This window comes from Ensifer adhaerens (assembly GCF_001270265.1).
Classification (GTDB): domain Bacteria; phylum Pseudomonadota; class Alphaproteobacteria; order Rhizobiales; family Rhizobiaceae; genus Ensifer; species Ensifer adhaerens_B.
Map to the genome: position 1 here is coordinate 408,379 of NZ_LGAP01000002.1, position 17,391 is coordinate 425,769.

At 63.3% G+C, this 17,391-nt stretch carries 17 protein-coding genes; 14 read left to right on the top strand and 3 right to left on the bottom strand.

From position 1 onward, the window contains the following. Nucleotide 1 precedes the first annotated feature (1 nt). The 3 genes from AC244_RS06730 to AC244_RS06740 all read left to right on the top strand — a co-directional run bounded on the left by AC244_RS06730 (nt 2) and on the right by AC244_RS06740 (nt 3,260). A complete protein-coding gene (locus AC244_RS06730) occupies nt 2-736 on the top strand; it encodes an MBL fold metallo-hydrolase (protein WP_053248013.1) in 735 nt (244 codons plus the stop codon). A gap of 16 nt (nt 737-752) precedes the next feature. Next, nucleotides 753-2,186, top strand: coding sequence for an aldehyde dehydrogenase family protein (locus AC244_RS06735; protein ID WP_053248014.1), 1,434 nt, complete (start codon nt 753-755; stop codon nt 2,184-2,186). A 228-nt stretch (nt 2,187-2,414) separates the two neighbouring features. Next, nucleotides 2,415-3,260 (top strand): DMT family transporter, encoded by an 846-nt coding sequence (locus tag AC244_RS06740; protein ID WP_053248015.1) that lies wholly within the window; start codon nt 2,415-2,417, stop codon nt 3,258-3,260. Nucleotides 3,261-3,266: 6 nt separating this feature from the next. Here the strand turns inward: AC244_RS06740 and AC244_RS06745 are convergent, their stop codons facing one another. Further along, the gene (locus AC244_RS06745) at nt 3,267-4,445 is read right to left on the bottom strand and encodes an aminotransferase (RefSeq protein WP_053248016.1); all 1,179 of its coding nucleotides are present in this window, start codon (nt 4,443-4,445) and stop codon (nt 3,267-3,269) included. An 18-nt stretch (nt 4,446-4,463) separates the two neighbouring features. Further along, nucleotides 4,464-5,510 (bottom strand): LysR substrate-binding domain-containing protein, encoded by a 1,047-nt coding sequence (locus AC244_RS06750; protein ID WP_053248017.1) that lies wholly within the window; start codon nt 5,508-5,510, stop codon nt 4,464-4,466. Nucleotides 5,511-5,733: 223 nt separating this feature from the next. Between AC244_RS06750 and speB the strand changes: the two genes are divergently transcribed. The 11 genes from speB to AC244_RS06805 all read left to right on the top strand — a co-directional run bounded on the left by speB (nt 5,734) and on the right by AC244_RS06805 (nt 15,552). Continuing rightward, nucleotides 5,734-6,795, top strand: a complete 1,062-nt coding sequence (gene speB, locus AC244_RS06755; protein WP_053248018.1) for an agmatinase — start codon at nt 5,734-5,736, stop codon at nt 6,793-6,795. A 93-nt stretch (nt 6,796-6,888) separates the two neighbouring features. Next, nucleotides 6,889-7,683: a transporter substrate-binding domain-containing protein gene (locus tag AC244_RS06760; RefSeq protein WP_053248019.1), complete on the top strand. Its 795-nt coding sequence runs from the start codon at nt 6,889-6,891 to the stop codon at nt 7,681-7,683. Nucleotides 7,684-7,745: 62 nt separating this feature from the next. Further along, nucleotides 7,746-8,414 carry an amino acid ABC transporter permease gene (locus tag AC244_RS06765; protein ID WP_053248020.1) on the top strand — a complete coding sequence of 223 codons (669 nt, stop codon included), beginning with the start codon at nt 7,746-7,748 and terminating at the stop codon, nt 8,412-8,414. Continuing rightward, on the top strand, nt 8,411-9,058 hold the full coding sequence (locus AC244_RS06770; RefSeq protein ID WP_053248021.1) for an amino acid ABC transporter permease: 648 nt from the start codon (nt 8,411-8,413) through the stop codon (nt 9,056-9,058). Before AC244_RS06765 ends, AC244_RS06770 begins: the two co-directional genes overlap by 4 nt. A 73-nt stretch (nt 9,059-9,131) precedes the next feature. Beyond that, on the top strand, nt 9,132-10,211 hold the full coding sequence (locus tag AC244_RS06775) for an ABC transporter substrate-binding protein (protein ID WP_053248402.1): 1,080 nt from the start codon (nt 9,132-9,134) through the stop codon (nt 10,209-10,211). A 126-nt stretch (nt 10,212-10,337) separates the two neighbouring features. Then, nucleotides 10,338-11,375, top strand: a complete 1,038-nt coding sequence (locus AC244_RS06780; protein WP_053248022.1) for an ABC transporter ATP-binding protein — start codon at nt 10,338-10,340, stop codon at nt 11,373-11,375. After that, nucleotides 11,372-12,226, top strand: a complete 855-nt coding sequence (locus AC244_RS06785; protein WP_053248023.1) for an ABC transporter permease — start codon at nt 11,372-11,374, stop codon at nt 12,224-12,226. Before AC244_RS06780 ends, AC244_RS06785 begins: the two co-directional genes overlap by 4 nt. Then, entirely contained in the window at nt 12,223-13,023 is an 801-nt protein-coding gene (locus AC244_RS06790; RefSeq protein ID WP_053248024.1) for an ABC transporter permease, read from the top strand. Before AC244_RS06785 ends, AC244_RS06790 begins: the two co-directional genes overlap by 4 nt. Further along, on the top strand, nt 13,020-13,796 hold the full coding sequence (locus tag AC244_RS06795) for a carbon-nitrogen hydrolase family protein (RefSeq protein ID WP_053248025.1): 777 nt from the start codon (nt 13,020-13,022) through the stop codon (nt 13,794-13,796). The genes AC244_RS06790 and AC244_RS06795 overlap by 4 nt, the downstream gene beginning before the upstream one ends. Before the next feature lie 116 nt (nt 13,797-13,912). Beyond that, on the top strand, nt 13,913-14,866 hold the full coding sequence (locus AC244_RS06800) for a ring-cleaving dioxygenase (RefSeq protein ID WP_053248403.1): 954 nt from the start codon (nt 13,913-13,915) through the stop codon (nt 14,864-14,866). A gap of 122 nt (nt 14,867-14,988) precedes the next feature. Beyond that, nucleotides 14,989-15,552, top strand: a complete 564-nt coding sequence (locus tag AC244_RS06805; protein WP_053248026.1) for an NADPH-dependent FMN reductase — start codon at nt 14,989-14,991, stop codon at nt 15,550-15,552. A 230-nt stretch (nt 15,553-15,782) separates the two neighbouring features. On the opposite strand, the gene AC244_RS06810 is transcribed toward AC244_RS06805, so the two are convergent. After that, a complete protein-coding gene (locus AC244_RS06810; RefSeq protein ID WP_053248027.1) occupies nt 15,783-17,336 on the bottom strand; it encodes a VOC family protein in 1,554 nt (517 codons plus the stop codon). Between the last annotated feature and the right edge of the window lie 55 nt (nt 17,337-17,391).

Sequence of the window (17,391 nt, forward strand, 5' to 3'; positions counted from 1 at the left end):
AATGCGGCGAATAGCTCCGAAAGACTGGTATGCGGTGAGACGTCTCGACGACGATGTCACCTATATCTGCGAACCCTTCATCCAGGAGTTCTACCGCTGCAACATGTGGCACGTGCGCGGGCGCGACCGCGACATGCTGGTCGATAGCGGCATGGGGGTCGTGTCCTTGCGCGCGTGGGTGCCGCTGGTCACCGAGCGCAAACTGACCGCCGTCGCCAGCCATACGCATTTCGACCATATCGGCTGCCATCACGAATTCGATTGCCGGGCAGTGCATGCGGCGGAGGCCGAACTGCTGGCGCATCCGACTCGTGCTAACACGCTCGCCGATCCCTATGTCGCCGACGAGATCTTCGACGCGCTGCCGCCCGAGCCCTATGCCTCGACCACCTACGCGGTGAAGGCCGCGCCGGCGACCATCATCCTTGCCGATGGCGACCATATCGATCTCGGCGATCGCCGCTTCGAGGTGATCCATACGCCCGGCCATTCGCCCGGCGGCATCGCTCTTTGGGAGGAGAAGACCGGCGTGCTCTTTTCCGGCGACATCCTCTACGACGGGCCGTTGATCGAAGATACCTACCACGCCAATGCCGACGACTATCTGGCGTCGATGGAACGGTTGCTGCGCATTCCGGCGCGTATCGTTCACGGCGGACATTTTCCGAGCTTTTCAGGCGAGCGCTATCGCGCACTCATCAAGGACTGGCTCGCGGAGAAAGAAAAGACAATCTGACGGGAAGGAGGAGCATATGCTCGACAAGAGGAAGTTTTATATCGATGGCCAATGGGTCGACCCGATCGCGCCGAACGATCTGGACGTGCTGAACCCGGCGACCGAGAAGCCGATTGCGGTGATCTCGATGGGCACCGCCGCGGACATCGATCGCGCCGTTGCCGCTGCGAAGAAGGCCTTCGTGACCTATAGCCGCACCAGCGTGGACGAGCGTCTGGCGCTCTTGGAAAAGCTGCTGGCAATCTACAAGCGCCGCTACGATGAGATGGTCGCGACCATCACCATGGAGCTCGGCGCGCCGACGACGATGACGCGCGAGCAGCAGGCGGATGTCGGCGTCGGCCATCTGCAGGGTTTCATCGATGCGCTGAAGCGGCTGAAGACGCGCGACACGCTGCCGAACGGCGACGTGATCCTGCGCGAGCCGATCGGCGTCTGCGGCCTGATCACGCCCTGGAACTGGCCGGTCAACCAGATCGCGCTCAAGGTCGTTCCCGCACTTGCCACCGGCTCGACCTGCGTGCTGAAGCCGAGCGAGTTCACGCCGCTGAATGCCATGCTTTATGCCGAGATGATCGATGAGGCCGGTTTCCCTGCCGGTGCCTTCAACCTCGTCAATGGCGATGGCATCAATGCGGGCGCAGCGCTGTCCCAGCACCGGGATATCGACATGATGTCGTTTACCGGTTCGACGCGCGCCGGTATCGCCGTCAGCAAGGATGCGGCCGAAACGGTCAAGCGCGTGACGCTGGAACTTGGCGGCAAGTCGCCGAACATCGTCTTTGCCGATGCCGACCTCGAAGACCGCGTAACCGGAAGCGTGCTCGAATGCTTCAACAATTCCGGCCAGTCCTGCGATGCGCCGACCCGCATGCTGGTCGAGCGCAGCGTCTACGACAAGGTCGTCGAGATCGCCGGCCGCGTCGGCAGTGAGGCCGAGGTTGGCGATCCCACGAAAGAGGGCAGCCACATCGGCCCACTGGTCAGCGACGTCCAGTTCGGCCGTGTGCAGGCGCTGATCGAGGCAGGGATTGCCGAAGGCGCGCGTCTTGTCGTTGGCGGCGCCGGCAAGCCGGAGGGCTTCGAAACCGGCTATTTCGTCAAGCCGACCATCTTTGCCGACGTCAACAACACCATGCGCATCGCCCGCGAGGAAGTGTTCGGACCGGTGCTGACGATCATCCCCTTCGATACCGAGGAGGAAGCGATCGCGATTGCCAACGACACCAATTACGGCCTTGCCGCCTATGTGCAGACCGGCGACCCCAAGCGGGCCGAGCGGGTGGCGTCGCGCCTGCGCGCCGGCATGATGCACATCAACGGTGGTCCGCATCGTTATGGCAGCCCGTTCGGCGGCTACAAGCAGTCCGGCAACGGTCGTGAAGGCGGCATGTTCGGGCTCGAGGATTTCCTCGAGGTCAAGACGGTGCACATTCCGGACGCCGCCTGACGAGACGAAGCATAGCGCTGGTAAGGCGCAATAGATCTGGCGGCCGCCGTGTTTGCGCATGGCGGCCGTCTTTGTTGCATCGGGCGATTTATTGCGACTGTCGCCGGCTTCGGTCTTCTGCTAGCTGCCTTGTCGCGGGCGCCATGATCGTCCGCGCCCGCCAGCAGACAGCCGGACATTGCCGTGCCCTCAGCCCCCGCCACCGCCTCTTCCCATAACCGTCTTGCCATGGCCGCTCTCCTGATCGGCGGTGCTGCGATCGGCGGCTCGCCGATCTTCGTGCGGCTGTCCGAGGTCGGGCCGATGGCGACGGCCTTCTGGCGCGTGGCGCTGGCGCTGATCCCGCTTCTCGCCTGGTCCTGGTTTCGCGAAGCGCCTGCGTCGGATCGGCGGCCCGAGCGGCTCTCGGAATATGCGCTGTTGGTGCTGCCCGGTGTCTTCCTCGCGATCGATCTTGCCGCCTGGCACTATGCCCTGACCAAGACGTCAGTTGCCAATGCCACGCTGCTTGCCAACCTTGCCCCTGTTTTCGTGACGCTCGCGAGCTGGCTGCTTTTCCGCACGCGCATCAGCGCGGTGTTCGCCCTCGGATTGGCGACGGCAGTCGCGGGCGTGATCGTCCTCAAGGGCGGACCGATGGCGCTTGGCGACGGCAATCTGCTGGGCGATGGCGTCGCCGTTGTCGCTGCGATGTTCTATGCCGGTTACATCCTGGCGATCGGCCGGCTGCGCAGCCTGTTCAGCACCATCCGGATCATGGTCTGGAGCACGGCATCGGCGGCCATCTGCATGCTGCCGATCGTGCTCTTGTCCGAGCCGACATTGTTGCCGCCGACGCTCTTCGGCTGGTCGATGCTGTTCGGTCTGGCTTTCGTCAGCCATGCGGGCGGGCAGGTGGCGATCACCTATGCGCTTGCCTACCTGCCGCCAGCGTTTTCGTCGCTGACGCTGTTGCTGCAGCCGGTGGTCGCCGCGATCCTCGCCTGGATGCTGCTTTCGGAGCCGGTCGGGCTGATGCAGGCGATCGGCGGGGCGATCGTGCTCGTCGGCATCCTGATCGCCCGTCGGGGTTAGACCCTATTAAAGACCGGGCAGGTTGAAGCCGGCGAGCCGCTCTTCCAATTGGCGGATCGTGTCCGCATCGGCATTGGCAAAGGCAAAGCGTAGGTAATTTTCCTGACCCTCGCCGAAATAGTCGCCCGGCAGGCAGACGACGCCGGCGAGTTTTGCCAGTTTCTCGGCGACGAACTGCGAATCGATATCCGGGAACGGATGCCGGATATAGGCGAAGTAGGCACCGATCGCCTGCAGTTTCCATTGCGGCAGCCGGCTCATGACATCGCGCAGCGCATCGGCACGGGCGGCGATTTCGGCGCGATTGCCAAGGCGCCAATCGGTAAGCGCCGGGATGGCCTTGGCGACCGCGGCCTGCGCCGAGCGAGGTGCGCAGATCTGCAGGTTGTCCATGATCTTGGTGACCTGCTCGACGAGCGCGGGCCCGGCCGTGATCGCGCCGAGGCGATGGCCCGGAATGCAGAAGGATTTGGAGAAGCTGTAGAGGCCGACGAAGCTGTCCTGCCATGCTTCCGCCTGCAGCAATCCGTGCGGCGCCGTGGCGGCGTCAGGCAGGAAGTCGCGGTAGGTTTCGTCGAGGATGAGCCAGGTGCCGTTGGCACGGCAGACGTCGTGAATGCGCGACAGAAGCTCGGGCGGATAGATCGCACCGGTCGGATTGTTCGGCGAAACGAGGGCGAGGGCGCGAATGCCCGGCCGCAGCGTTGCGGCGATCGCGTCCACCTCCGGCAGGAAACCGGCACCGGCATCGCAGGGCACCAGTTCGACATTGATGCCGAGCATGGCCAGCGTCGTTTGCTGGTTGAAGTAGTAGGGGTTGGTCATCAGGATCGTATCGCCGGCCGCCGCGATCGCCATCGCGGTACAAATGAACGCCTGGTTACAGCCCGAAGTGATGTGGATGTTGTCGGCCGTGATCGCGGCACCGTAGAGATCTGCCACATGCGCGGCATAGGCCTCGCGCAGCACCGCTTCGCCTTCGATTGCGCCATAGCCGGTATAGGCAGTCGACGCCGCCGCTTCGCCGAGCCATGCCAGCATGTCCGGGTGTGCCGGATATCCGGGCACTGCCTGCGACAGGTCGATCAGCGGCCCGCGGGAGCCATCATAGCTTTTCGCCCAGGCAAGCACCGACGGCACGGGCGGCGGCGAGAGCTTTTCGACGAGCGGATTGAAATGCGGCATGGCGGGTGTTCCTATGTCTCAGGCTTTGTTCTTGCGTTTCTGTGGGCGTTCCAGCCGCCGGCCACGGGCCGGGGCTGAAACCGGCTGAAAGCCGTCCTTCACCGATTTACGGTCTGTCGGCTCGGATTTCGAGGCTCGGCTGCGAATAATCGTGCGCGCCGAAGTCTGCAGTTCCGGCATAGGGTCGTTTTCCAGTGCCGAGAACATCCAGTCGATGAAGATGCGCACGATCGGGGCGGCCAGCACCTCGTTGCGGCAGGCGACGTAAAAAGCATCGTTGGCCGGAACCGTCAGGTCGAAAGGCGCGATCAGTTCGCCGCGGGCGATCAGGCTGCCGGCGGTGATGGTGTCGCCGAGCGCGACACCCTGATTGTGCAGCGCCGCTTCGGTCGAAAGCCGCGCGTCGCTCATGAAATGCTGGCGGCCGCGCTGCAGATCGCTGGCATCGGCTGCCGCCAGCCACGTGTTCCATTCGCGGCCGTCGTCGCCATGCAGCATCACATGGTCGCGCAGGTCGCGCACGGAGCGCAACGGCCGCATGTTCAGCAATGTCGGGCTGACCACCGGGAACAGTTCCAGCCGGCTCCAGAGCTTTGACCAGCAGCCCGGCCAGTTGCCGTCGCCATAGATCACGCAGACGTCGACATCGGACGCATCGAGATAGGCGTCGTCGTTGGAGGCGATCAGTGTCAGGCGCACGTCGGGAAACTGCTCGGTGAACAGATGCAGACGCGGGATCAGCCAGAAGGAGAGCAGGGCGGGGACACAGGTGATGCGCAGTTCGCCGCTGGTCGTCGGGCGCGTCATTGCGGCAGTTGCCGCGGCGATCTCGGCGAAGGCGTGGGTGACGGCCGGCAGCAGCAACGCGCCCTGCGGCGTCAGTTTCAGTCGCTTGCCGCCGCGCTCGAACAGCGTGGCGTTGATCGACAGTTCGAGCGCCCGGATCTGGTGGCTAATGGCGCCATGCGTGACGTTGAGCTCGCGCGCGGCGGCCGACACGGAGCCACGGCGCGCCGTCGCCTCGAAGGCGCGCAAGGGGTTCAGGGGCGGCAGGCGGCTGGACAAGAAGGTGGGTTCCGGCGGGTTGTTGTCATGTGAATTTTTCTCACACGAAACGCTATAACAATGTCAATTGATTTTCCAGAGGATTTGTCACCTAATGGTCCTCAACAAGGGCAAAAAGCCTGGGGAACATGATAGCGCCGGAGAGAACCGGCCCCATCCGCAGATGCTGATCTGTGGCGCCTTTGTGCGCATTCCCCGGCTGACATGACGGAGGTTTGTAGGGATGGCCTGGGACGAAAAGAAGCTTGGCGAACTCAAGGCGAAATACGGCGAGAGCCATGGCGGCGAGCTGTTCGACCCGACCTTCCGCCGCGTCGCCGACAAGATCTTCACCAAGAGCGGCACGCGCCTTGCGCCCTATTCCGGCATCCCGACCTTCCTGACCGCGCCGCACATGGCTGTCGATGCCGACGAGCCGGACTTCGGCAATCTGCAGGTCGCGATCGTCGGCATTCCGATGGATCTCGGCGTCACCAACCGTCCGGGTTCGCGTTTCGGGCCGCGGGCGCTGCGTTCGATCGAGCGCATCGGCCCCTACAACCACGTGCTCGGTTGCGCGCCGGTTCACGAACTGCGTGTTGCCGACATCGGCGACGTGCCGTTCCAGAGCCGCTACCGGCTGGAACTCAGCCATGAGGACATCGAAAAGCGCATCAACCAGATCGTCGATGCCGGCGTTATTCCGCTGTCGGTCGGCGGCGACCATTCGATTACCCATCCGATCCTCAAGGCCGTCGGCAAGAAGCAGCCGGTCGGCCTGATCCATATCGATGCGCATTGTGACACCGGCGGCGCCTACGACCTGACCAAGTTCCACCATGGCGGCCCGTTCCGCAACGCGGTGCTCGACGGCGTGCTCGATCCGACCCGCGTCGTGCAGATCGGCATCCGCGGCTCGGCCGAATATCTCTGGGAGTTCTCCTACGAGTCCGGCATGACCGTCATCCATGCGGAGGAAGTCACCGGTCTCGGCATTCCCGCGATCATCGAGAAGGCCAAGAAGATCGTCGGCGACGGCCCGACCTATCTCACCTTCGACATCGACAGCCTCGACCCGAGCTTTGCGCCGGGCACCGGCACGCCCGAGGTCGGCGGCCTCACCACCCGCGAAGTGCTGGAACTGATCCGCGGCTTCAAGGGCGTCAACCTTGTTGGCGGCGACGTCGTCGAGGTCGCGCCGCAATATGACGCGACGACCAACACGGCACATGCCGGCGCCCAGGTTCTGTTCGAGATCCTCAGCCTCATGGTGTTCAGCCCGGCCGTTACAGGCAAGTCCGCCTGACGCCTGAGAAAAAGATTGTCGGCTGCCGGACTGGAAGCGGCGGCCGACCAGCAAATGCCACAACCAACAATGCTTCCGGACAGGGGAACGACAATGACACTTCACAAGACGATGAAAGCAGCATTCGCCGCCGCTCTGATGCTGGGCGCGGCAACCGGTATCGCGCGCGCCGACGCGCTCGCCGACATCAAGTCGGCCGGGCAGATCAATGTCGGCATCTTCTCGGACTTTCCGCCCTTCTCTTCGGCCAGTGCCGACATGAGCATCAAGGGTTATGACATCGACGTTGCTCAGCAGATCGCCGACGGTCTCGGCGTCAAGCTCAACCTGGTCAGCGTCACCGGCCAGAACCGAATTCCCTATCTCAACGACAAGCGTGTCGACATCCTGATGAGCGTCGGCTTCTCCAAGGAACGCGCCGAAGTGATCGACTTCGCTGCGGCCTACGCGCCTTACTACATCGCCGTCATCGGTCCGGCCGAACTTAAGGTCGCCGGCAAGGACGACCTTGCGGACAAGACGATTGCCGTCAACCGCGGCACGCTGGAAGATACCTCACTGACCGAGGCGGCGCCGTCGACGGCCGAAATCCAGCGCTTCGACAACTACAATGCCGTGATCCAGGCGTTCATCTCCGGCCAGACCCAGTTGATGGTCGTCGGCAACGACGTTGGCGCGCAGGTGCTTGCCCGCCAGGAAGCGCTGAAGCCGGAACAGAAGTTCCAGCTCTTGACCTCGCCGTCGCATATCGGTCTCAACAAGAACGAGGAAGCCCTGAAGACGGCCGTCAACGAAGCGGTTGCCAAGATGCTGGCCGACGGCAAGCTGAACGCCAGCTCCGAGGCCTGGCTGAAGACGCCGCTCAACCCCGAAAACCTCAAGGACTAATCAGCACTTGACGCCCACGGGGACTTGCGTCTCCGTGGGCCTTTCGGGGAAAGGTTGCGACGATGGGTTACAGCCTCGATTTCGGGTGGCTTCGGGACGCCGCGGGCGCGATCGTCCATGGCGCCGCGATGACGCTCTTCCTGATCGCCTGCACCACGGTGCTTGGCATCCTGATCAGTATTCTGTTTGCCGCCGCCCGCCGCAGTCGCTACGGCGTCTTGCGCAAGGCGGTTGCCGTCTATGTCGAAGTGATCCGCAACACGCCGTTTCTGGTGCAGTTGTTTTTCATCTTCTTCGGTCTGCCGAGTATCGGCATCCGGCTCGATCCGATCGTTGCCGCGATCCTGGCGATGACGCTCAACATGGCGGCCTATACGACGGAGATCGTCGGTGCCGGCCTCGATGCCGTGCCGAAGGGCCAGGGCGAGGCGGCGTTTGCGCTTGGGCTGAGGCCGAGGCAGGTGTTCGTCAAGATCATCCTGCCGCAGGCGCTGAAGGTTATCTTTCCGGCGCTGATCAGCCAGGTGATCATCATGATGCTGGAATCGGCCGTCGTGTCGCAGATCGCGGTGCGGGAGCTTGCCCATGAGGCGGACCTGCTGCAGGCGCGGACCTTCCGTTCCTTCGAAACCTATTTCGTCGTCACACTGATCTATCTCGGCCTGTCGATGGCGATCCGCCGCCTGTTCGTCGCCGGCGGCCGGCGAATGCTCGGAGCGGGCGTGTCATGATCGAATTCACCTTATGGGACATCCTGCGCAACCTGGTGTTTGCCACCCGCTGGACGCTGCTTCTGTCCATCGTCGCCTTTGCCGGCGGGGCCACCGTCGGCCTCCTGATCCTGTTCGCCCGCATATCGAAACAGAAGTGGCTGCGCCGTTTCGGCTCGGGCTACATCGCGCTGTTTCAGGGCACGCCGCTGCTGATGCAATTGTTCCTGATGTTCTTCGGCCTGCCGATGCTCGGCTTTCGCATCGAGCCGTGGACTGCCGCGGCACTGGGGCTGACGTTCTATGCCAGCGCCTATCTCGCCGAGATCTGGCGTGGTGGCGTCGAAGCGCTGCCACTCGGTCAATGGGATGCCGGCGCCAGCCTCGGGCTGCACCGCCTGCAGGAGCTGCGCCTGGTGATCCTGCCGCAGGCGTTCGCGATCACCCGGCCGCCGGCCGTCGGCTTTCTCGTCCAGCTCATCAAGAGCACGGCGCTGACGTCGATCATCGGCTTCGAGGAGCTTCTCAGAACCGCGAATGCGATCAATAATGCAACCTTCGAACCTTTCACGGTCTATGGGCTGGTCGCGGTGATCTTCTTCGTGTTGTGTTATCCACTGACGCAATATGCACGGATGCTGGAGCGCAAAATGCCCGCGCACTGAGACCGAAAATGTGCAAGAAATCAAAGAGAACAGGGAACAAGGCGGATCACCGCCGAAACAAAGGAGACAGATGATGATCACCACTTCCATCAAGCGCCGCACGCTGCTCGGCGCTGGCCTAGCCGGCGCTTCGATGCTGGCCATGCCTTCGGTGCTGCGCGCCCAGGACAAGTCGCTGAAGGTCGGCGTTTACGGCGGCTATTTCAAAACCTCGTTCGACAAAAACATCTTCCCCGAATTCACCAAGGCGACGGGTATCGCCGTCGAATCGATCGCCGAGCCGACCGGCGAAGCCTGGCTCGTTCAGCTCGAGCAGGCCGCTCGCGCCGGCCAGGCGCCTGCCGACGTTTCGATGATGTCGCAGGTGGCGATGCTGAAAGGTCAGTCGACCGATCTCTGGACGCCGATCGACATGGCGAAGATCAAGAACAGCTCGAACCTGCTCGACCGCTTCGTCAACAAATATCCGGATGGCCGCATTGCCGGCATCGGGGCCGTTTCCTGGTACATCACGCTGGTGACCAACACGGACGTCTACAAGGAAGCACCGACCTCCTGGTCTGCCTTCTGGGATCCGGCAAATGCCGACAAGCTGGGCCTGCTGGCACTGGTCTCCAACTCCTTCCTGCTCGAAGTGACGGCCAAGACGTTCCTCGGCGGCACCAATGCGCTCGATACCGAAGAGGGCCTTCTCAAGGCCTTCGAAAAGCTCGCCGAGGTGAAGCCGAACGTCCGGCTCTGGTACCGCGACGAGGCGCAGTTCGAGCAGTCGCTGAAGTCGGGCGAAATCCCGATGGGCCAGTACTATCATGACGTGACGGGCCTTGCCGCCGCCGACGGCAATCCGGTGCGCTCGACCTTCCCGAAGGAAGGCGGCATCCAGGATTCCGGTTGCTGGGCGCTGTCGCGCGCCTCGCAGAAGTCCGAAGAAGCGCATATCTTCATCGACTACATGTGCCAGCCTTCGATCCAGGCGACACTGTCGCGCAAGGTCGGCACGTCACCGACCGTCAAGCGCGAAGTCACGGACCTGACGGACAAGGAGTTCGCAGCCGTCTCGTCGGATATCGAGCCGATCGTGCCGCGCTACGACCTCTACCAGAGCAAGTCGGATTGGCTGAACCAGAAGTGGACCGAGTTGATCGTCGGCTGATGACGAGAGGTTGGCCCGCCACCATCCATGGGGCGGGCCGGAGCTTAAACGAAGGGGAGGCCATGGTCTTCGTCTCCCCTTGCAACCCCTCCCGCAAACGGGAGGGGCCCATTCCGCGGAGAGATAATGTCCGGACTTGCCCTTCAAAACGTCGTCAAGGAATTCGGATCCTTCAGAGCCGTCAACAATGTCGACCTCAACGTGCCGCACGGGACGTTCGTCTGCATGCTCGGCCCGTCCGGTTGCGGCAAGACCACGCTCCTGCGCATGATCGCCGGCCTTGACCTGCCGACCGGCGGGGCGATCCGGCTCGACGGCGATGACATCACCCATGTGCCGACGCACAAGCGCAATCTCGGCATGGTGTTTCAGTCGCTGGCGCTTTTCCCACATCTGACCGTCGGCGAGAACATCGCCTATCCCTTGCGCATCCGCGGCGCGGCGAAGGAGGACCAGAAGAAGCGGGTCGATGAACTGCTGTCGATGATCCATCTCACCGGCTATGCCGACAGGCCCGTTGCCAAACTTTCCGGCGGCCAGCGCCAGCGTGTCGCGATTGCCCGGGCCCTTGCGATCTCGCCCAAGCTTTTCCTTCTCGATGAGCCGCTCTCTGCGCTCGACGCCAAGCTGCGCGAGGCAATGCAGGTGGAGCTGCGCCAGCTGCAGCAGAAGCTCGGCATCACCACCATCGTCGTCACCCACGACCAGCGCGAAGCGATGACCATGGCCGATACGGTCGTCGTCATGAATGGCGGCGAGATCCGCCAGGCGGCGTCGCCGATCGAGATCTACCGCCGGCCGGCCGACAGCTTCGTCGCCGACTTCATCGGCCAGACCAATCTTCTCGAAGTGCAGGCCGACAGCACTGGGCGCGTCGAGGTGCTGGGACAGCCGATCGCCGGTCTTGCCCTGCCGGCTGGCGCGTCCAAGGGAACGCTGTCGGTTCGTCCCGAGGACGTTCACCTGACCGCGCCTGGTGCCGGCGCGCTCACCGGCAAGGTTACCTTCGTGCGCGATCTCGGCGGCACGATCGAAACCTTCGTCGACATTGCCGGCCGGCAGATCGTCGCGGTCTCGACGCCGCGCGCCCGGCCAGACGTCACCGTCGGCCAGGAGGTCGGCATCGCGCTCACCCCTGACGTTTGCGTGGTCTTGAAGAAATGAGACGCGAACCACCCCAGACCCTTGGCGATTACGCGCCGCTCCTCTTTCCCGCGGCGATGCTGACCATCTTCTTCGTCGTGCCCTTCGGCACCATGATCGCCGTCAGCTTCTTCCAGCGCCAGCAGGGCGGCTTCTATACGCCGGCCTTCGTCTTCGACAATTATGCGCGCTTCCTTTCCGCCTTCTTCGGCGGCGTGCTCGGCTTTTCGCTGTTGCTCGCGATCACCGTGGCGATCTGCTGCGTCGTGCTGGCGCTGCCCTTTACCTACATGCTGACCCGCATGGCGCGAAAGGTGCAGGTGGTCTGGCTGGTGGCGCTCTTATCGATCCTGTCGCTGTCGGAAGTCATCATCGGCTTTGCCTGGTCGACGCTGTTTTCGCGCACGGCCGGCATCACCAATATTCTGGTGGCGCTCGGCATCATGAGCGAGGCGAAGGCGCTGACCCCGAGCTTCGGTGCGGTGCTGACCGGCATGGTCTATCAAGCTTTCCCCTATACCGTGCTCGTGCTCTTCCCGGCGCTTGTGCGGCTCGACCCGACCCTGACGGAGGCAGCCCGAACCCTTGGCGCGTCGCCGCTGAAAGCCTTCTTCACCGTCGTCGTGCCGGCGCTCAGAAACACCATCACCGCCACGCTGATCATGGTCTTCATCTTCGCGCTCGGCTCCTACCTGCTGCCGCAGCTGCTCGGCCGGCCGCAGCATTGGACGCTGTCGGTGCTGATCACCGACCAGGCAATCTACCAGTCGAACATGCCGTTCGCCGCGGCGATGGCGGTGTTCCTGGTGCTGGTCACGCTCGGGCTCGTGGCGCTGACCGTGATCGCCGGACGCAAGGGAGAAGCGGCATGACCTCGATCTTCCGCAAGGCCTATTTCTTCCTCATCGGCCTGTTCCTGTCGCTGCCCTTGATCGTTGTTGCCGGCGTCTCAGTTAACGCCAAGCAGACGCTCGCCTTCCCGCCGCAAGGCTTTTCGCTATCCTGGTATGGCGAGATCTTTTTTAATCCCGAATGGCGCAGCGCGCTTTTCGCTTCCGTCACACTGGCGTTGCTGTCGGCAGCGCTCGCGGTTGCGATCGCGCTGCCGCTTGCCTGGTTCCTCTGGCGGCGGATCGCGCCCTGGGCCAATATCTTCCAGCTGCTCGGCGTCGCGCCCTTCACGCTGCCGCCCGTCATCACCGCCCTCGGTCTGCTCACCTTCTGGGCGACGGTCGGCTTCTATGGCCAGCCCTGGACGGCGGTCGTCAGTCACGCGATCTTCTTCGTGACGCTGCCGCTGGTGACCCTGTCGCTCGGCTTCACCTCGATCGACCGATCGCTGGTCGAGGCGGCCGCGACCATGGGGGCCGATGAACGCACGATCTTCCGCACCATCGTCTTGCCGCTGATCCTGCCCTATATCGTCTCCGGCTATGCGTTCGCCTTCGTGCTGTCGCTCAACGAATATATCGTTGCCTACATGACCGTCGGCTTCACCATGGAAACGCTGCCGATCAAGATCTTCAACGCGCTTCGCTACGGCTACACGCCGACCATGGCGTCGGTGACGGTCCTGTTTGTCACCACGGCGGCCGTGATCTTCGGGCTCGTCGCCCGCTTCGGCGACCTGCCGAAGCTGCTGGGCGCCATGTCGTCGGACGGAAAATGATGAAACTCGCCGCTCTCCAGATGCAATCGACCTGCGGCGACGTCGCCGCCAATCTCCACCGCCTTGCGCGAGCGGCGAAGGAGGCGGCTTCGAAAGAGGCAACGCTGTTGATGACGCCAGAACTCGGCCTGACCGGTTACGGCGCGGGAGACGCGATCCGCGATCTGGCCGAGCCGGCGGACGGGCCGATCGTGCAGCGCTTGGCGCAGATATCGCGAGAGAGCGGCATCGCGCTGATCGCCGGTTTCGCTGAGCGGGACGGCAACGACATCTATAACAGTGCCGTCTATGTCGATGGCGGCGCAACGCCGACTGTTTACCGGAAATCACATCTCTACGGCGACTACGAGCGCGCGCTGTTTACGGCCGAGAAACCGTCGACGCGGCTGTTCGTCCATCGCGGCGTCACCTGCGGCATGCTGATCTGCTACGACGTCGAGTTTCCGGAGAATGTGCGCAGGCTGGCATTGGCAGGTGCCGAAGCCGTGCTGGTGCCGACGGCGCTGCCGGCCGGATGGTCGGGCACCTTCATCACCGATCACATGATCCCGACGCGTGCCTTCGAGAACCAGGTCTTCGTCGCTTATATCAACCATTGCGGCTCCGACCCGCTGTTCTCCTTTGCCGGCCTGTCGCGCATCGCATCGCCGGATGGGCAGGTGCTTGCAAAGGGTGACTCCGGCCACGAAACGCTGATTTTCGCCGACATCAATCCGGCGAGCTTCGCGATCTCGCGATTGGAGAACACCTATCTGGGTGACTTGAAAGCCTGAGAACGGGCGAAGATCGTTCACTCCAGAAGAACATTCCGTTCTTCATTGTCTACTTTCGTAATCGCGGCGCCGACCCATATTGTGCTCAACGGAAAAGCCACACATTGGAGGCAATCATGAGTTTGCAACTGACGGGTATTCATCATCTGACGGCGATCACCGCGAACGCGCCGGAGAACCTGCGCTTCTACACCAAGGTTCTCGGGTTGCGCCTGGTCAAGAAAACCGTCAACCAGGACGACACCACCGCCTATCACCTCTTTTATGCCGACGGCAAAGCGACGCCGGGTACGGACCTGACCTTCTTCGACTGGCCGGTCGGGCGCGAAGGTCGCGGCACGCACAGCATCTCGCGCACCGGCCTGCGCGTCGGCAGTGCCGATAGCGTTCGCTGGTGGAAGGGCCGCCTCGACGAGATGAAAGTGACCGCCGGCGACGTCAGCGAAATCGACGGCCGTACCTCGCTCGACTTCGAGGACGGCGAAGGCCAGCGTTTCCGGCTGATCGACGATGGCGGACTTTCGCCCTCGCATCCCTGGGAAAAGAGTTCGGTGCCGGCTGAGCACCAGATCAGGGGCCTCGGTCCGATCACCATCAGCGTGCCTGACATCACCAACACCGAGCTGGTGCTGACGCAGGTGATGAACATGACCGAAGCAAGACGCTATCCGTCGCCGGATGGCGAGGGCCAGGTGCATGTGTTCTCGATGGGCGAGGGTGGTCCGGCCGCCGAGCTGCATGTCGCCGTTCAGCCGGGCCTGCCGATCGCCCGCCAGGGGGCCGGCGCCGTGCATCATGTCGCCTTCCGGGCGCCGGATACGGATGCGCTGACGGCGTGGACGGAGCGCCTGCAGGGCTTCCGCCTGCCGTCGAGCGGTGAGGTCGAGCGGTACTATTTCCGTTCGCTCTATTTCCGCGAGCCGAACGGCGTGTTGTTCGAGATCGCCACCGACGGACCGGGCTTTGCCGTCGACGAACCGATGGAGACGCTGGGCGAAAGCCTGTCGCTGCCGCCGTTCCTGGAGCCGAAGCGCGCGCAGATCGAGGCACGGCTGAAGCCGCTGGAATAACGATCGAAAACAGAAAGCCGGGGCTCGTCCCCGGCTTTTTCCGCTTTATATCCCTCTGATCCCATTGGCTTTACCGCCGCGTCGACCCATGATGGCGGCAATGAGCAACAAAGGGTCCGATCATGGTGAAACTCCTCGGCATTTCAGGCAGCCTCAGGCAGGCGTCGTTCAACACCGGCCTGATGAAGGCTGCCGCTGCCGGCGCGCCCGATGGTGTCGAATTCGAAACCGCGACGCTGCACGGCATTCCGCTCTATGACGGCGATGTCGAAGCTAGGGACGGTATCCCTCAGGCCGTCACGGCGTTGAAGCAGAAGATCATCGCGGCCGACGGCGTGATCCTGTTCACGCCCGAATACAACAATTCGATGCCGGGGGTTTTCAAGAACGCGATCGATTGGCTGAGCAGGCCATCGGCCGATATCGCCAAGGTGTTTCGTGGCCGGCACTTTGCGCTGGCGGGCGCGTCGCCGGGCAATTTCGGCACGATCCTCAGCCAGAACGCCTGGCTTCCGGTGATGCGCACGCTGGGGGCGGAACTCTGGTCGGGCAAGCGGCTGATGCTGCCGCGTGCGGAAACCCTGTTCGATCAGGATGGGGTGCTGACGGACACTGACGCGGGCGACCGTCTGCGCGCCTTCGTCAAGGCTTTCGCCGATTTTGCCGCGGCGCAAAGCAGCAATTAAGGGCTTCAGTCCTGAGGGGACACTTGTTTGGGCTCCCCGAACTGGCGAAAGGACCAAAGACCGAATTTTGTCATCCTCGGGCTTGACCCGAGGATCCATCCGCGCGCGACCGTCGGTGCAACTTGGCTCAAAGCCTTGAGGCGGTGGATGCTCGGGTCAAGCCCGAGCATGACGGAGAGCGTGGGTCGGCCGCGACCGTAGCACCGGAACCGCCAGCAGCCTGTAATCCCTCATGCGCCTTTTTCTTCCAGCCATTGCTGGATGGCAGCGATATCGGGCGCACCGATTTCGTGGCCCATGTCGAGATCAATTGCCGTGAGCTTGGCGCCAGTCTTCGTGAGCTCGGCTTTCAGGCGCGGAGCAAATTCACCGTAGCTGTCGCTGCGGCCGGTCAGCAGCAGAATATCCGTGCCAGTGAGATCCGGCGTCGGCATATCGTCGAGCACGACCATCGAGCGCATCAGCACCACGTGCCGGATCAGCCCCGGATGCAGCGTCATCAATGCGACCAGCAGGTTCGCGCCATTGGAATAACCGATGAACACGGCCTTCGCGAGATCGATGCCGTAGCCGTCGCGCGCGCCCTCGAGAAAGGCGGCAAAGGCATCGGCCTCGGCGCGAGCGTCTTTCTGGTCGAAGGTGGTGGAGGAGTAGCGCCGGAACCAGCGCGGCGAGCCTTCTTCGGTGGAGCGGCCGCGAACACCGAGCAGCGTTGCCTGGCGGTCCACTTGATGGCCAAGATGCAGGAGTTGCGTCTCGTTGCCGCCGCTGCCGTGCAGGAGCACGAAGGTGCGCTCGTCGAGCGTATCAGGATGATAGAAGCGGTGAACGAAGGGTAGGTCCCGTTCCGTCAGGCGCGGCTCGCCCGGCAGGGCGAACTGCGGCAGGCTGACGAGCGTTTCCGCGGTCCGGTCGGCAAAATGGGCGGGGATGAACAACTGCGTGCCGAGCGTCTCCTTGGGCTCGTCGATGGTGAAGCCGGGCTTGTCGGTTGCAAACTCATAGAGCGAGCCACCGGGTTCGCGGACATAAAGCGAAAAGAAGTATTTGCGATCATGGGCGTTGATGACGACGGCATCGCGCTGGAGGTCGTCGCGGACTTTCAGAACGGTGTCCTTGTCCGGTGCGCGAAAGGCGATGTGGTCGATCGTGCCGGTGCCGGGTGCCGAGGTCCAGAAACCGGTGGCATCGCGCACGTCGATGATGTCGCCCGATTGGGAGGTGAAGCGGCGGATCGTATCGGTAGCGCCGGTTTCGCTATAGCCGAAATGTTCCGCGAGAAAACGGGCGGATTCGGCCGGCTGCTCGGTCAGGATCGTGGCGCCGCGCAGGCGCCGGATCGCATCCGCCTCGGGAATGTCGCGTGTGCTCCATGGCGCTGCCGCCGGCACCGCGTCGGTGCCCACTAGCTTGACGATGACGCCGTCGGGGTCCTTGAGCCGCAGCACCGGCTCGCCGAACTCCTGTGCCGGACCGGAGATCTTGATGTTGTACTGGAGCGCCCGCGTCAGCCAGAAGCCGATGCTTTCCGGCGCGATGGCAAAGGCGATCTCGCTCGGCTGGCCGTGGCCGACACGACCGGGCGCGCCGTCTTCCCACATCAGGAATGTCACGAGCGAACCGGGCGTGCCTTCGGCGTCGCCATAGAAGAGATGAAGCTGGGTGGCATCCTCGTAGCCGCCGGTTCTCTTCACCAGGCGCAGGCCGAGGAAACCGACGTAAAAGTCGACATTTGCCTGCACCTTGCGGGCGATCAGCGTGATGTGGTGGATGCCGCTCGTCATTTTTCGTCTCCCGATATCATGCCCTCACAAACCACAAGCGGGTCACCCGCGCCAG

Coding starts and splice junctions, on each gene's coding strand:
- AC244_RS06785 (WP_053248023.1), top strand. CDS start 11,372: ATGAGACGCGAACCACCCCAGACCCTTGGCGATTACGCGCCGCTCCTC.
- AC244_RS06780 (WP_053248022.1), top strand. CDS start 10,338: ATGTCCGGACTTGCCCTTCAAAACGTCGTCAAGGAATTCGGATCCTTC.
- AC244_RS06790 (WP_053248024.1), top strand. CDS start 12,223: ATGACCTCGATCTTCCGCAAGGCCTATTTCTTCCTCATCGGCCTGTTC.
- AC244_RS06765 (WP_053248020.1), top strand. CDS start 7,746: ATGGGTTACAGCCTCGATTTCGGGTGGCTTCGGGACGCCGCGGGCGCG.
- AC244_RS06760 (WP_053248019.1), top strand. CDS start 6,889: ATGACACTTCACAAGACGATGAAAGCAGCATTCGCCGCCGCTCTGATG.
- speB (WP_053248018.1), top strand. CDS start 5,734: ATGGCCTGGGACGAAAAGAAGCTTGGCGAACTCAAGGCGAAATACGGC.
- AC244_RS06810 (WP_053248027.1), bottom strand. CDS start 17,336: ATGACGAGCGGCATCCACCACATCACGCTGATCGCCCGCAAGGTGCAG.
- AC244_RS06740 (WP_053248015.1), top strand. CDS start 2,415: ATGGCCGCTCTCCTGATCGGCGGTGCTGCGATCGGCGGCTCGCCGATC.
- AC244_RS06745 (WP_053248016.1), bottom strand. CDS start 4,445: ATGCCGCATTTCAATCCGCTCGTCGAAAAGCTCTCGCCGCCGCCCGTG.
- AC244_RS06795 (WP_053248025.1), top strand. CDS start 13,020: ATGATGAAACTCGCCGCTCTCCAGATGCAATCGACCTGCGGCGACGTC.
- AC244_RS06775 (WP_053248402.1), top strand. CDS start 9,132: ATGATCACCACTTCCATCAAGCGCCGCACGCTGCTCGGCGCTGGCCTA.
- AC244_RS06770 (WP_053248021.1), top strand. CDS start 8,411: ATGATCGAATTCACCTTATGGGACATCCTGCGCAACCTGGTGTTTGCC.
- AC244_RS06800 (WP_053248403.1), top strand. CDS start 13,913: ATGAGTTTGCAACTGACGGGTATTCATCATCTGACGGCGATCACCGCG.
- AC244_RS06805 (WP_053248026.1), top strand. CDS start 14,989: ATGGTGAAACTCCTCGGCATTTCAGGCAGCCTCAGGCAGGCGTCGTTC.
- AC244_RS06735 (WP_053248014.1), top strand. CDS start 753: ATGCTCGACAAGAGGAAGTTTTATATCGATGGCCAATGGGTCGACCCG.
- AC244_RS06730 (WP_053248013.1), top strand. CDS start 2: ATGCGGCGAATAGCTCCGAAAGACTGGTATGCGGTGAGACGTCTCGAC.